Source organism: Ruminococcus flavefaciens ATCC 19208 (assembly GCF_000518765.1).
Lineage (GTDB): Bacteria > Bacillota > Clostridia > Oscillospirales > Ruminococcaceae > Ruminococcus > Ruminococcus flavefaciens.
This window is the reverse complement of the sequence record NZ_KI912491.1, coordinates 85,178-98,788: the sequence shown is the minus strand read 5'-3', so window position 1 is coordinate 98,788 and position 13,611 is coordinate 85,178. Positions and strand designations below refer to the sequence as shown.

Sequence of the window (13,611 nt, the reverse complement as noted above, 5' to 3'; positions counted from 1 at the left end):
GCAGGAACGATAGGTGTATCGCCCTTGAGTGTAGCGTAGTTAGCACGGAGCTCTGCGAGGTTTGTAGAAACTGTCTTACCCTCGAATGCCATTGCGCTGTCAAGGATATCAGAAACCTTGATGCCGCCGCCTGAAGTTCTGAACTGAACGTCGAGAGCTGAAACAGCGTTTGTACCAGCGTCGATGTTTACGTCAACGTTGATCTTCTTCTCTGTACCTACAGGAACTTCAACTAAGCTGCTGTTGTTGTTGTCAGCATCAACGAATTCAAACTTGATATCGCCGCTAACAGGAACATCAGTAACTACAGGAGTTGTTGCTGTTGTAGTAGGCTGTGTAACAGGAGCCTGTGTTGTTGTCTCAACAGGTGTATCACCGTCTGTAACAACGATTGTGAGATCTTCTGTCTTGAGCTGCTGGTCGCCGTTCTTAGCTGCAAGAGTATATCTTGAACCGCCGCCTTCAACCATCGGGCATGGGTTGTCATTTACGCCTGAAGCATCTGTGTTGTAATCACAGTATGTTACATGGTAAGTACCAGCCTTGATATTGGATGAGAGCTTTGTCTCGAATACATAGAATGGGTAAGCATCTGAAGTTGCGCCAGCCCATGCATAGTCAACGCCCTTGTTCATCCATGAGCAGCCGAGGAAGTAGTTGTCTGTACCGGCAGCTGACTGTGATGAGTCGATACCGAATACATATTCACCGGCAGGCTTGTAACCAGTTCTTGCGTTCTTGCAGAAACCAGCCCATGAGATGTAACGATCTGTCTTGAAATCTACGCCATTAAGTGTATATGACTTAGCTTCGCTGAAATAAGGATCTGCGCCCGGATCGTAATACTTAAAGGAAATATCCTTTGAATCTGTTGTAAGAGAAACGAGGAGTGAATCTGTTGTATTAACAGTAGCCTCTGAATAGTATACAGCAGTAGGAATTACATATCCGTCAGCACCAATGTCCTTCTTGTCGATTGTGATTGTATTCTTGCCTGAAGCAGCAGAAGGGTTCTCCGCATCATATGTTTTAATAGAAAATCCCTTGGTAGTGTCTGCAGCACTAACAGCCACTGGAACTGCTGCAGCTACCATTGTTGCAGCCATAACTAACGATGTGGCTGCAGAAATTAACTTTTTCATTTGTAATAATTCCTTTCTCTAGGTTTTTAAGCCTATTAATAAAACATAAATTGGGTTTTTATTCCTTTGTAAGGGGGACAAATCAGATAATCTCGGATCAGAGTTCAGAAATGCTCTTGAGGAGCCACTTCTGGATCTTAGCAGCATCACCGTTAGTAATGCCCTTTGAGCTTGAATCTACATCACCATTAGCTTCGCCCTGTGCTGTGATGTGGTGTGCATCACTACCATTTACGCCATACTTATTTGGATTTGCAAGGCTCTGCATAATGAGAACGATATCCGACATATCAACTTCGCCGTCACAGTTTGCGTCGCCACGCTTTGTAGCAACAATGCCCTGTGTTGTTGTAGTTGTTTCAATCTTACCAACCGAAACAGCACCATCAGATGTCTTGACGTCAAGCTTGACCGGCTTGCCGTTTGACTCATATCCGCAGCCTATAGTAGCATTGGACTTCTTTGAACCGTAATAAGTCTCACGTTCAATAGGGGTGATCTTAAGGTCGTATGTCTTGCCGTTCTGAGCACCGCTTGCAACAGTACCGCTGATCGTGCAATATACGCCGTTACCCTTGAGCCAATAAGAAGCATCATCAGTAGCAGTTGACCAGATCAGGCTCACATAACCCTCTGTCTTATTGATCGAGCTTTCAAAGCATGGTGAAAGTGAAGCTGAAAGATCAGCCTGATCTACGCCCTTATTGATAAGAGCTCCTGCTTCTACGGAATCAATTGTGAGAGCACTGCTATCATAAGTAATAGCAAAATCGAGTGCCTGAATGCCGGACGATGGGATATCAGCTAATGATACGTCCACTGAGAATTTGCTACCCACCTCTGCGCTTGTTTTGCCAACGGATATCTGCACTGTTTCGCCGGCAGCTGCAACAGGTGCAAGTGAGCAGACTGAAAGTGAAAGCATCGTAGCAGCGATAGCTCCGACGACTACCTTTTTTGTCTTCATTATTTTTTCCTCCTTCTTCGAAAATGTTATATAACAAAGGAACGGGGTGCCCCTTTAATTATATCTTGTCTTGAATGCAGCGGATACACTGCTCCGCCTCTCTGCAAAACCGTATCTCCGATATACGAATGAGACCTGAGTGCAAAGCGGTCGGCACTTAGCCGCTGCCAGTCATACAGACGAGACCAAGCTGTCTGCGCTGCGGTTTTCGGCGGACTTCTGTCCGGCGTATGTACACGCCACTCCGAAGCTCCCCTCTGCCATCAGCCTGTGACTGAAATCAGTGCTCTGCAAGCAGTGGTTTTGTCATAAGACGCATCACACTGCCGTGATGAGATTTTCATCCCATAACTATATTTATTCATGATTTCATTATATATCAGGTCTAAAAAAAAGTAAATAGGTTCATACTGTTTTTGGTATTTTACCTAAACAGCAAATCTGATTTTTGCACGGTTTGCACAATGAAATTTTCCTCAAAAAAACACCGTTAAAGCTGTTTTTTGAACAAGAAATGAATTTTTCAAATTATTTGTCAAGTTTGCGAAATTCAGCAGGAATTTGCTCCTCAATTATGCGGTTTATAACGTCCCAGCCGAACTCTGTATAGGTTCCCTGAGGCACCGCATACGGGAGCCCGTGACGCTCCGCAAGCTCTTCCGAATACTTGCTGTACGGATAGACTTTCATATTTGAAAATCCGTCCTCATAGTGAACTATTGTCGGTATGCAGCCGACGTTTTCCAGCGTGACCTCATTTGTCTCGCCGTCAACAACGATATCAAAATCGGGGAGCTCTCCCACAACGTTGAAGTTATCGGTCTGAGCACAGATGAAATTGCCCATTGAATAATAAACAAATCCCCGCGTACCGTCGTCACGCTCTATCCATTCCATAGTCTCTGCGGTATGTGTGTGACAGCCGAGTATCACATCAGCACCCCAGCCGACCATCTTGTTTGCAAGCTCTATTCTGTCCTCGGTAACGACCGTGGTGTCATCTTCGCCCCAGTGAGCAGAAACAATGACAACATCTGCCTTTTGTTTTGCTTCCTTTATCTGGCGTTCGATAACGTCCTCCTCTTCGTTTTTGACAACTCTGAGCGGAACAGTATCAAGCAATCCATCAAAGCCGTTGATATGGTGCGCATACGCAAGGAATGCGATCTTTACGCCGTTGACCTCACGCACTCTGATATTGTTTGCATCCTCCTCGTTAAGGTAAGCACCGAGGACTGTAAGGTTATGCTCCTCAGCCTTCCTGTTCCAGAAGTTTATAGACTCTTCAAGTCCGTCAGTACCCATATCGAGCAGGTGATTGTTTGCCATCGTAATAACGTCGAAGCCCAGATCTATCACAGCATCTGCGACCTCGGGCGGCGAATTGAACAAAAGGACTCCGCCCTCTGCACCTCGTACCTCGTTGCTTTCCGATATAACAGTTTCCTGATTGAGTATAGCCAGATCAGCGCCCTCGATAAGATACTTTACCTCGGAATACAGCGGCTTGAAATCGTATCCGTTGCCGCCTGCCAGATTCTGCGCATTCACATTTACCGAATGGTGTATAAGATTATCACCTGCCGCTATAACATGAACTACCTTATCAGGCGGAAGAGTAGTCGGTTCTTCTGTTGTTTCAACAGGAAGAGTAGTTGTACTCTCCTCAGCAGAAGTTGATGATTCGGAATTAGACTTCCCGACAACGTGACTTCCCGCACAGCTTACTCCGCACAGGGCGAGTGTCGAAGCGGCAGCAAGTGCACAAAAAGCACGTCCTTTTCTTAATTTCATAAAGTTCTCCTTAATAAACAGTATTATCCGTAAGGCATAATCCTGTTTCCAACCATATTATATCACATAATTTTTCATTTGGCAATTACAAATTGTATCAGACTTAAATGAATTTACTATGGGTTTTATTGGTGACGAGATTAAATTTCAGCTTAGAACAACGTATTTTAGGCAAATCGAAGAGACTAACTTTATTATTACCTAAAATTTGTTCAATCATACGAAGTTTTTTGACCAAAATTGTGCAATTCGTCAATAACTCTGTTTTTTGTCCACTATGTATACAAAAAATTACACTAAGTTAATTTCACGTGATCTCTGCAATTCTATAAATTCCTGCGCCAGAGCTTCGGCTTCCGCATAGGACGAAAGCTGATAACAGCGTCCGCGGAACTTTGCAGATCCATAATATCCGTTCATATACCATGCCGCGTGTTTGCGGGCTTCGTGCATGGCAAGCTCTTCGCATTTTTCGCTGAGTTCCAGTATCAGGCGGATATGCTCGAGCATTACCTGCATTTTTTCTTCAAGTGAGGGCGATTTGTAAGCTGTTCCGCTCAATCCCGCTTCGATCTCACGGAACAGGAACGGGTTTCCGTAGCTTCCCCGTCCTATCATTACGAGGTCGCAGCCCGTCTGTTCATACATCTCCCTGCAAGTTTTAAGATCAGTGACATCTCCGTTGCCTATCACGGGTATGCTCACTGCACTTTTGACAGCGTTTATTACGCTGTTGTCCGACTGTCCGCTGTAAAACATATCTCTTGTACGTCCGTGAACTGTTATTGCCGCAGCTCCCGATGCTTCAAGTGCCCATGCAAGATATGTGGCATTGATGCTGTCGCGGCTCCAGCCGCTGCGTATCTTTACCGTTACAGGAGTATCTCCTGCTGCTTTTACGGCAGCCTCTGTCACTGCCGCAGCAAGCTTTATATCCTTCATAAGCGCAGAGCCCGCACCTGTACCTACTACCTTCGGAACAGGACAGCCCATGTTGATATCTATGATATCGGGACGGTATTCAAGTACTATCTTTACAGCCTCAGCCATAAACTCAGGCTCGCTGCCGAAGAGCTGTATCGCCATAGGACGCTCCTCGTCCGTAACAGTACACAGCTCTGCTGTTTTGCGGTCGCTGTAGCATATGCCCTTTGCAGACACCATCTCGCTGACCACATAGGCTGCTCCGTACTTCTTGCACATTAGCCTGTAAGCACGGTCGGCTACTCCTGCCATGGGAGCAAGGGCAGCTGTGCGCGCTATCTCCACATTACCTATTTTTAATGTATCACTCATGTGCACTCTCCGAAGCAGTCTTGTCCTTGTCCTTGAAAACAAAGACCTTGCTCAAAATATAGTTTGCAATAAATATCAGTACCTGACTAAGGAATGTAATGAGTGTCTTGCTCATGCCGAGCCAGTCGCAGCATACAAGGAATATGACCTCTTCCATTCCCAGTGTGGCAAGTCTCGCACCGTAAAACGAAGCGAATACCTTCCAGAATTCCTTTGATGTCTTTGTCTCGTTCTTGAAAACATACTTCTTATTGGTGAAGAACGCAAAAGTCACAGCACAGATCCATGAGAATACAACGCCTGCCGTGCTCTCCCACTTTGGTTCACCGGGTACGAGCTTGAAAAGCATAAGCTTCGTTACTATGGATACTACTGTTGTAAGTCCTCCGAAAACAAGATAAAGCCACTTCTCTTCATATTTATAATATATATTCTGAAGCGGCTTTGGCAATATGGAAACACACCACTTTATGAATTTTTCCATTTCAACTATCCTTTCAAAAAAACAATGCTTATATATAATAGCAGTTTATGAAAGCAATTGCAAGTCATTTCATGCAATTTTTTGCAGAATGCTGACATTTTCGTGCAAAATGTATCACCTCCTCCACATTATACAAACGAACAGAAGCCCCCAAACGTGACATTTATTTTTAAGCAACTGACAGACAATATCCGCCGCTAAACACTTAATTTCACATTCACGGGCGAACAATGTTCGCCCCTACAGGCTTATGGCTAACGACTAAGTGTATATGATACACAAATAAAAACAGGCTTTTTTAGTCAAAATCGCCTATTTTCTAAAAATAATATAGACAAGAGGCAAAAAATAATATATAATAAGATGTATATATATAATTCGGTATCCGTATGCCGTAAATGCGGAACCGCAGTTTTAAAGCTGCGGCTTCGGAGCACTAAAACATGAGAGTTATCACAGGCATTGCAAGAGGCCGTAAACTTGTTGCGCCCGAAGGTCTTGATGTAAGACCTACAGCCGACAAGGTTAAGGAAGGAATTTTCTCCGCCGTTCAGTTCGAGCTGGATGGTGCGCGTGTACTCGATCTCTTCGCAGGAAGCGGTCAGATGGGTATCGAAGCACTCAGCAGAGGAGCAGATCACGCTGTATTTATCGACAGCTCACTCCGCTCTATCAGATGTGTAAACGAAAATCTGCGCAACACAGGCTTTGAACGGCAGTCAGAGGTCATAAACCGCGACAGCTACGATTATATAAAGCTTACAGCTCAGACCTTTGATATCATTATCCTCGACCCGCCGTACAGACACAGTCACATAGCCAATATACTCCCCTTTGCGGCAAAAAAGCTCCGCGACGGAGGACTTATAATATGTGAGTATGAATGTGAAGCGGAAGAGCCTACAGCTCCGGAGGGAATGACACTGAGAAAGACTTATCGCTACGGCAAGATCAATGTCTCTATTTTCTGCAAACCATCTGAGGAGGTGGCTGAAGAATGAGAAGAATAGCCGTTTGTCCCGGAAGCTTCGACCCTGTTACTCTCGGTCATCTTGATATCATAACAAGAGCTTCCAAGCTTTTCGACAAGGTAATAGTCCTCATATCCAGAAATGCAGGCAAGGCACAGCCAAGCTTCACAGCTACCGAGCGTATGCTGATGATAGAACAGGTCACAAGAGACCTCGATAATGTTGTAATAGATATACTTGACGGACTTCTTGCTGATTACGTAAGAAATGTGGGTGCTGTGGCTATTGTAAAGGGTCTGCGCGCTGTCAGTGACTTTGAATACGAATTCCAGATGGCACTTGCCAATAAAAAGCTTTATGCAGGAGCTGAAACAGTGTTCCTGACCACAGCTACCGAGAATATGTATCTCAGCTCGAGTCTGGTAAAACAGATCGCTTATTTCGGCGGAGATATCAGTCACTTTGTTCCCGAGGATATACTTGAAGATATAAAACAAAGACTTATTAAGGAGAGGTAATCATTATGAGCATTGATGAGATTTTAGAAGAAATGGACGAACTTCTTGACAAGGCGTCCTCTGTCCCATTCGTATCACATAAGAAAGTGATCGACGGTGAGCGTATGCGCGAGCTTATAAATGATGTTCGCCTTAATATGCCTCACGAACTCAAAGAGGCTAAGAAGATCGAATTCGACTGCCAGCGTATCCTCAACGAGGCTAAGCTCAATGCCGAGTCTATCATACGCAAGGCTGAGGAGCGCGCTGCTCAGATAGTTTCACGCGAGGCTATCGTTACAGAGGCTAAGAAAAAGGCTCTGGATATGCTCACAAAGGCACAGACAGCTGCAAAGAATCTCCAGCAGAACGCTGCTACATCAGTTGCAAAGATGCTCAATGATACAGAAAGCTACTACTCAAGAAATCTCCAGAGCATCAAGACTGTAAAGAGCAAGCTCAGCAGCACTGTTTCAGCTGGTCTCAGCATGAATGGTATCGACAAGAAGAACGGCTTACAGTAAGTTATAAACACTAAAGCTCCCGTAAAGGGAGCTTTTATTTATTGTGTATACACGCACAGCTGTTTTAAAGCTTTGATTATGCACTTCTCCAAATTTAAAGTGATACTTTAAATTATTGTTGACACGCTTTAATTTTAGTGCTATAATCTAATTACAAACAGAGAAAAGCTTTAAAAACTTAAACTCTTACTTTAAAAAGGAGATGTTATTATGAACAATTCAATGTCAAAAGACCTCAAAAAGCGCACATTTGCCGACACATTTATTTCCTGCGGACTCTGCTTTGTCGAACTGGCATTTTCGGTATATCACATAATTGAGTACTTCCGCGGCGGATCGCCCGAGTGCATAAGCAATGCTGTGTACTGCTTTATTATCTTTGCCGAGCTGGGACTTCTCAGCCTTATATTGCTTGAGATCAAAAGAACAGGCAAGCCTTTCTCAAAAAAGGTGATCACAAAGCTCCGTGCAATGGCACTTATCCTTATAGTCGGAGGCATTATGCCGAGGATCACAGAGATGACAAGCGAGGGCGGAAACGAAGCCATATCCTTCACTTTCAGTTCGATGAATATACTTGTCATATTCTTAGGTATCATCATCGGCATTTTATCGGAAATATTCGTCTACGGTATGAGTCTCCAGAAAGACAACGACCTTATTGCGTAAGAGGTGCGGAATGGCTATAATAATCAGACTTGACAAAATGATGGCTGACCGAAAAATGTCGCTGAACGAGCTTGCCGAAAGAGTGGGTATGACCAATGTCAATCTCTCCAACCTGAAAACAGGCAAGATGAAAGGCATACGCTTCGAGACCATGAACGCTATATGCGAGGTGCTCCAATGTCAGCCGGGCGACCTTTTTGAATACGTTAGTCAGCCGAGTGATATTTTTGAACATATGAAAAAGCTCCCGTAAAGGGAGCTTTAAATTTTTCTATTACTTGTTGAGATTTGCTTCGATCATGTCGAGCTCATCGTAAAGTGCCTGTGGGATATTACCGCCCTTAGCCTTGATGTCCTCGTCATAGTATCTTCTCATCTCAGCGATCTCCTTCTTCCACTCTTCCTTATCTACTGTGAGGAGCTTCTGGAGAGCAGATGCAGGAACTTCGTCCTCGATGCCCTTGAGGTTGATATCCTCAGCCTTTGGAAGGTATCCGATAGGAGTCTCAACAGCGTCAACTTCGCCCTCAACTCTCTTGATGATCCAGTCGAGAACTCTCATGTTGTCGCCGAAGCCCGGCCAGAGGAAGTTACCCTCTTCGTCAGTTCTGAACCAGTTAACGTTGAAGATCTTAGGAGCCTTGCTGCCGAGTCTTGCGCCCATTTCGAGCCAGTGTGCCCAGTAGTCACCAACATTGTAGCCGATGAAAGGCTTCATAGCCATAGGATCGTGACGGAGTACGCCTACAGCACCTGTAGCAGCAGCTGTTGTCTCGGAAGATACAGCTGATCCGAGGTATGTACCGTGTGTCCAGTCGAATGACTGATATACGAGAGGAGCAGTTGTAGCTCTTCTGCCGCCGAAGATGATAGCGGAGATCGGAACGCCCTCTGGATTGTTGAATTCAGGAGAAATGCATGGGCAGTTCTTTGCAGGAGCTGTAAATCTTGAGTTTGGATGAGCAAGCTTCTTGCCCTCAGCTACCCAAGCTTCACCGTCGCACTTGATACCTGTCCACTCTGTTGCGTCCTTAGGCGGATTTTCGGTGAGCTTCTCCCACCAAACTGTGTTGTCGCTGTTGTCGAGAGCAACGTTTGTGAAGATAGCGCCGTTCTTTGTACAAGCAAGAGCATTGTAGTTTGACTTAGCGTTTGTACCCGGAGCAACGCCGAAGAAGCCGTTCTCAGGATTGATAGCGTAGAGTCTGCCGTCCTTGCCTGGCTTCATCCAAGCGATATCGTCGCCGACTGTGAATACTTCATAGCCGTCCTTCTTGTATCCCTCTGGCGGGATAAGCATAGCCAGATTGGTCTTACCGCAAGCTGATGGGAATGCAGCTGTGATGTACTTAACTTCGCCGTTAGGCTTCTTAACGCCGAGGATAAGCATATGCTCAGCCATCCAAGCCTCGTTCTTACCCTGGAATGAAGCGATACGGAGTGCGAAGCACTTCTTGCCGAGGAGAACGTTTCCGCCGTAAGCAGAGTTGATAGACCAGATCGTGTTCTCTTCAGGGAACTGAACGATATATCTCTTCTCAGGATCAACGTCTGCCTTTGAGTGGAGACCTCTTACGAAATCGTCAGAAGTATCGCCAAGATTCTCAAATGCCTGCTTACCCATTCTTGTCATGATGTTCATGTTGAGAACAACATAGATTGAATCAGTAACCTCAACACCTACCTTAGCAAGAGGTGAACCGATAGGACCCATTGAGTAAGGGATAACATACATTGTTCTGCCCTTCATAACTCCGTTGTACATAGGTGTAAGGAGAGCCTTCATCTCATCAGGAGCCATCCAGTTATTTGTAGGACCTGCGCCCTTCTTTTCCTTAGAGCAGATGAATGTTCTGTCCTCTACACGAGCAACGTCGTTAGCGCGTGTTCTGTGGTAGAGACAATTTGGGTACTTCTCAGGATTGAGCTTGTACATTTTGTCCCAGCTGTCATCAGGAAGTGAAGTAACCTCTTCGATGAGAGCATCGATCTGCTCCTGTGAGCCGTCGATCCATACTACCTTATCAGGCTGGCAGAGAGCAACCATCTCGTCAACCCACTTTAATACATTGGGATTTTTTGTCAGTGACATTGTATATTACCTCCTAAAAATTATCATAAATATGCAGTAATAAATACCGCAGTAATGAAACGATTGACAAAAGCCAAACATTCCTCAAATATTATTATATCTGTTTTTTGTCAATGTGTCAATAGAGATGCGGCACATTTTGACGGTATTTTTTCAGAATAGCAATATTACCTAAAGTTATTGCATTTTTTGCTGTTGTAGCCGAATTCGGCGACATTCCGTTCCTGTGATATATAAAAATAGGAACGTTGTTATATTTTTATCAATTTTGACATACCGTAAATTTATTCCATCTGCCTGCTGCTCTCTCCACAATAGCAATTTTTGCACACTTTTCCGATTTTTCGCAAAAAAATGCAAAATCTTTTTCATAGTCATTGATTTAATTATAAATGTGTGATATAATAAAGAGTGCTATATGTATAGAATTGTCAGTCTTATCCTCTCAGTCGAAAAAATAAAGGCTGACAGCTTGAAAAGGAGCTTGCCATGAAACTTCTCGCCATAGACGGAAACAGCATTCTGAACCGTGCATTCTACGGTATAAAGCTGCTTTCAAACAAAAAGGGTGAATTCACCAACGCCATATTCGGCTTTATGAATATATATATGCGCAATGTAAACGATGTAAGACCTGATGCAGTTGCTGTGGCTTTCGATCTGCGCACTCCCACATTCCGCCACAAGGCTGTATCCTACTACAAGGCTAATCGAAAGGGTATGCCCCCCGAGCTTGCTGAGCAGCTGCCGAGAGTAAAAGAGCTTCTTGGTCTTATGGGCGTAAAGGTAGTAGAATGTGAGGGCTACGAGGCTGACGATGTACTGGGTACACTTTCAAAGCTCTGCTCCGACAGCGGCAATGAATGCTATGTACTCACAGGCGACCGCGACAGCTTACAGCTCATCGACGACAAGGTAACAGTCATACTCGCTACAAATAAGGAAAATATCTACTATACTCCCGAAAAGTTCAATGAGGATTACGGCTTCGAGCCTATAAAGCTCATAGATCTTAAAGCCCTTATGGGCGACAGCTCCGACAATATCCCGGGCGTTGCAGGCATAGGAGAAAAGACAGCCTCCTCACTTATAAAGGAGTACGGCTGCATCGAGACTCTATACGAAAAATATGAGGATTCATCACTGACAAAGGGTGTAAAGGCAAAGCTTGCCGCAGGAGCTGACTCCGCAAAGGAGAGCAAATGGCTGGCAACTATAGTCCGCGACGCTCCCATAGATACAGACCTTGAAAGCTACAAAGTCGGCGAGACCGATACAGCGGCTGTGAGCCGTATGCTTTCAGACCTTGAGATGTTCAAGCTCCTTGACAAGCTTGGTATAAGCGCCACTGAGGGCACTAACTCCGCTCCAGAAGCCAAGGCAGGGGAAGCGCCTGTTATCAATGCGCAGGTAAGCGAGCTCACCGAGGATATCATCGCAAAGCTCACCGAATGTGAGTACCTTTTCCGCGATGATAAGCTCTCTGTACGCAGCGGCGACAATGTATACACTGCCGGGGACGAAAAGCTTATTGCAGCTTTCTTTGCTTCGGAATGCGATAAATCCACCGACGATGCAAAGGCTCACTACCGCTGGGCTATGGCTCACGGCGGCGAGCTGAAAAATATAAAGAGCGATGCAGCTATCTGCGGATATCTGCTGAACACTTCCGCTTCTGACTACGCCGTTGACAAACTCTGCGCCGAGTACGGCGTTCACTACTACAGCGAAAACGGCGACCTTGCCGAACTTCTCTCGCTGAACGGACTTGTAAAGAAGCTCCGTGCCGAGATCGATAAAGAAGGCATGACCGAGCTTCTCGAAAAAGTGGAGCTGCCCCTTACGGAAGTCCTCGCTTCTATGGAGGACTGCGGCATACTCATCGACCAGCAGGGCGTTAAGGACTTCGGAGTATACCTGTCGGAGATGATAGAAGAGACTCAGCAGATGGTATATGACGAGGCAGGTCACGAGTTCAACATCTCCTCCCCGAAACAGCTGGGAACAGTACTTTTCGAGGAAATGGGACTCCCTGCAAAGAAAAAGACAAAGAGCGGCTACTCCACAAATGCCGAAGTGCTTGAAGAGCTTCGCAACTATGCTCCTATCGTTGACAATGTGCTGAAATACCGTCAGTACACCAAGCTCAACTCCACTTACGTTGCAGGACTTCTTGATAAAGTTGCTCCCGACGGACGTATCCACACATGGTTCAGACAGACCGAAACACGTACAGGACGTATAAGCTCAACAGAGCCTAATATGCAGAATATCCCAGTCCGTACCGAGCTTGGCGCGAAAATGAGAAAATTCTTCACAGCCGCCGAGGGCAGGACTCTCATAGATGCCGACTACAGCCAGATCGAGCTGAGAGTAATGGCACATCTCTGCGGCGATGAAAATATGACCGAGGCTTTCACATCGGGAGAGGATATCCATACCTCAACTGCGGCTCAGGTTTTCGATATGCCGCTGTTCATGGTGACTCCCGAGATGAGAAGTGCCGCAAAGGCTGTAAACTTCGGTATCATCTACGGTATCGGCGCTTTCTCACTTGCAAAGGATATCGGTACTTCCGTTGCAAAGGCAAAGAAATATATCAATGATTACCTTGCGAAATACCCTAAGGTAAACCAGTTCATGGAGACTACCGTTGACGATGCCTTCAAGAACGGCTATGTAACGACTATGTTCGGCAGAAAACGACGTATCCCCGAGCTTTCATCGTCTAATAAGGTATTGCAGGCAGCAGGCAAGCGTATCGCTATGAATACTCCCGTGCAGGGAACTGCCGCCGATCTTATCAAAATAGCAATGATAAACGTATACAACCGCCTGAAAGCTGAAAAGCTGGACGCGAAGCTCATATTACAGGTACACGATGAACTTATCATTGAGTCCGATATCTCCTGTGCAGACAAGTGCGCGGAGCTTCTCAAAGAGGAGATGCAGGGCGTTTACGATATGAGAGTACCGCTTGCAGTCGATGTCCATCAGGGTAAGTCATGGTATGACGCTAAAGGTTAAGCCCTTAGCCTTTACCGTTAGCCTGTAGGGGCGAGTTCCGCTCGCCCGTGTATGACTTACGCAATAAATAACATGAACCCACTGTAGGGGCACCCAGTGGGCGTCCGCAGGTTTCTATTAAATTAAGACGTGCCGCCAAAGGCAGCCC

12 protein-coding genes are annotated in these 13,611 nt (G+C 45.5%); 6 read left to right on the top strand and 6 right to left on the bottom strand.

Annotated features, from left to right (window positions below; all coding sequences use genetic code 11):
* The 5 genes from L870_RS19530 to L870_RS0113340 all read right to left on the bottom strand — a co-directional run.
* A partial coding sequence (locus L870_RS19530; RefSeq protein ID WP_037272378.1) for a hypothetical protein occupies nucleotides 1-1,142 on the bottom strand: 1,142 nt, incomplete at its 3' end.
* Between the two features lie 97 nt (nucleotides 1,143-1,239).
* Nucleotides 1,240-2,109 (bottom strand): cohesin domain-containing protein, encoded by an 870-nt coding sequence (locus tag L870_RS0113355; RefSeq protein ID WP_028518572.1) that lies wholly within the window; start codon nucleotides 2,107-2,109, stop codon nucleotides 1,240-1,242.
* A gap of 528 nt (nucleotides 2,110-2,637) precedes the next feature.
* Nucleotides 2,638-3,903 (bottom strand): CapA family protein, encoded by a 1,266-nt coding sequence (locus L870_RS0113350; protein WP_028518571.1) that lies wholly within the window; start codon nucleotides 3,901-3,903, stop codon nucleotides 2,638-2,640.
* Nucleotides 3,904-4,194: 291 nt separating this feature from the next.
* A complete protein-coding gene (gene dusB / locus L870_RS0113345) occupies nucleotides 4,195-5,199 on the bottom strand; it encodes a tRNA dihydrouridine synthase DusB (RefSeq protein WP_028518570.1) in 1,005 nt (334 codons plus the stop codon).
* Nucleotides 5,192-5,683 (bottom strand): GtrA family protein, encoded by a 492-nt coding sequence (locus L870_RS0113340; protein ID WP_028518569.1) that lies wholly within the window; start codon nucleotides 5,681-5,683, stop codon nucleotides 5,192-5,194. Before L870_RS0113340 ends, dusB begins: the two co-directional genes overlap by 8 nt.
* Before the next feature lie 443 nt (nucleotides 5,684-6,126).
* Between L870_RS0113340 and rsmD the strand changes: the two genes are divergently transcribed.
* From rsmD to L870_RS0113315, 5 genes are all read left to right on the top strand, one after another.
* A complete protein-coding gene (gene rsmD / locus L870_RS0113335) occupies nucleotides 6,127-6,684 on the top strand; it encodes a 16S rRNA (guanine(966)-N(2))-methyltransferase RsmD (RefSeq protein ID WP_028518568.1) in 558 nt (185 codons plus the stop codon).
* Nucleotides 6,681-7,172 (top strand): pantetheine-phosphate adenylyltransferase, encoded by a 492-nt coding sequence (coaD, locus tag L870_RS0113330; RefSeq protein WP_028518567.1) that lies wholly within the window; start codon nucleotides 6,681-6,683, stop codon nucleotides 7,170-7,172. The genes rsmD and coaD overlap by 4 nt, the downstream gene beginning before the upstream one ends.
* Nucleotides 7,173-7,177: 5 nt before the next feature.
* On the top strand, nucleotides 7,178-7,675 hold the full coding sequence (locus L870_RS0113325; protein ID WP_028518566.1) for an ATP synthase subunit B family protein: 498 nt from the start codon (nucleotides 7,178-7,180) through the stop codon (nucleotides 7,673-7,675).
* 210 nt (nucleotides 7,676-7,885) lie between these two features.
* Nucleotides 7,886-8,344, top strand: a complete 459-nt coding sequence (locus L870_RS0113320; protein ID WP_028518565.1) for a DUF2975 domain-containing protein — start codon at nucleotides 7,886-7,888, stop codon at nucleotides 8,342-8,344.
* Between the two features lie 10 nt (nucleotides 8,345-8,354).
* Nucleotides 8,355-8,597: a helix-turn-helix domain-containing protein gene (locus L870_RS0113315; RefSeq protein ID WP_028518564.1), complete on the top strand. Its 243-nt coding sequence runs from the start codon at nucleotides 8,355-8,357 to the stop codon at nucleotides 8,595-8,597.
* Nucleotides 8,598-8,618: 21 nt separating this feature from the next.
* Here L870_RS0113315 and L870_RS0113310 read toward each other — a convergent pair whose 3' ends face one another.
* Nucleotides 8,619-10,436, bottom strand: coding sequence for a phosphoenolpyruvate carboxykinase (GTP) (locus L870_RS0113310; RefSeq protein WP_207637726.1), 1,818 nt, complete (start codon nucleotides 10,434-10,436; stop codon nucleotides 8,619-8,621).
* A gap of 489 nt (nucleotides 10,437-10,925) precedes the next feature.
* Here L870_RS0113310 and polA point away from each other — a divergent pair, with 489 nt between their 5' ends.
* Entirely contained in the window at nucleotides 10,926-13,463 is a 2,538-nt protein-coding gene (gene polA, locus L870_RS0113305) for a DNA polymerase I (RefSeq protein WP_028518562.1), read from the top strand.
* Nucleotides 13,464-13,611 lie beyond the last annotated feature (148 nt).

Coding starts and splice junctions, on each gene's coding strand:
- L870_RS0113340 (WP_028518569.1), bottom strand. CDS start 5,683: ATGGAAAAATTCATAAAGTGGTGTGTTTCCATATTGCCAAAGCCGCTT.
- dusB (WP_028518570.1), bottom strand. CDS start 5,199: ATGAGTGATACATTAAAAATAGGTAATGTGGAGATAGCGCGCACAGCT.
- L870_RS0113325 (WP_028518566.1), top strand. CDS start 7,178: ATGAGCATTGATGAGATTTTAGAAGAAATGGACGAACTTCTTGACAAG.
- L870_RS0113310 (WP_207637726.1), bottom strand. CDS start 10,436: ATGTCACTGACAAAAAATCCCAATGTATTAAAGTGGGTTGACGAGATG.
- L870_RS0113315 (WP_028518564.1), top strand. CDS start 8,355: ATGGCTATAATAATCAGACTTGACAAAATGATGGCTGACCGAAAAATG.
- polA (WP_028518562.1), top strand. CDS start 10,926: ATGAAACTTCTCGCCATAGACGGAAACAGCATTCTGAACCGTGCATTC.
- L870_RS0113355 (WP_028518572.1), bottom strand. CDS start 2,109: ATGAAGACAAAAAAGGTAGTCGTCGGAGCTATCGCTGCTACGATGCTT.
- rsmD (WP_028518568.1), top strand. CDS start 6,127: ATGAGAGTTATCACAGGCATTGCAAGAGGCCGTAAACTTGTTGCGCCC.
- coaD (WP_028518567.1), top strand. CDS start 6,681: ATGAGAAGAATAGCCGTTTGTCCCGGAAGCTTCGACCCTGTTACTCTC.
- L870_RS0113350 (WP_028518571.1), bottom strand. CDS start 3,903: ATGAAATTAAGAAAAGGACGTGCTTTTTGTGCACTTGCTGCCGCTTCG.
- L870_RS0113320 (WP_028518565.1), top strand. CDS start 7,886: ATGAACAATTCAATGTCAAAAGACCTCAAAAAGCGCACATTTGCCGAC.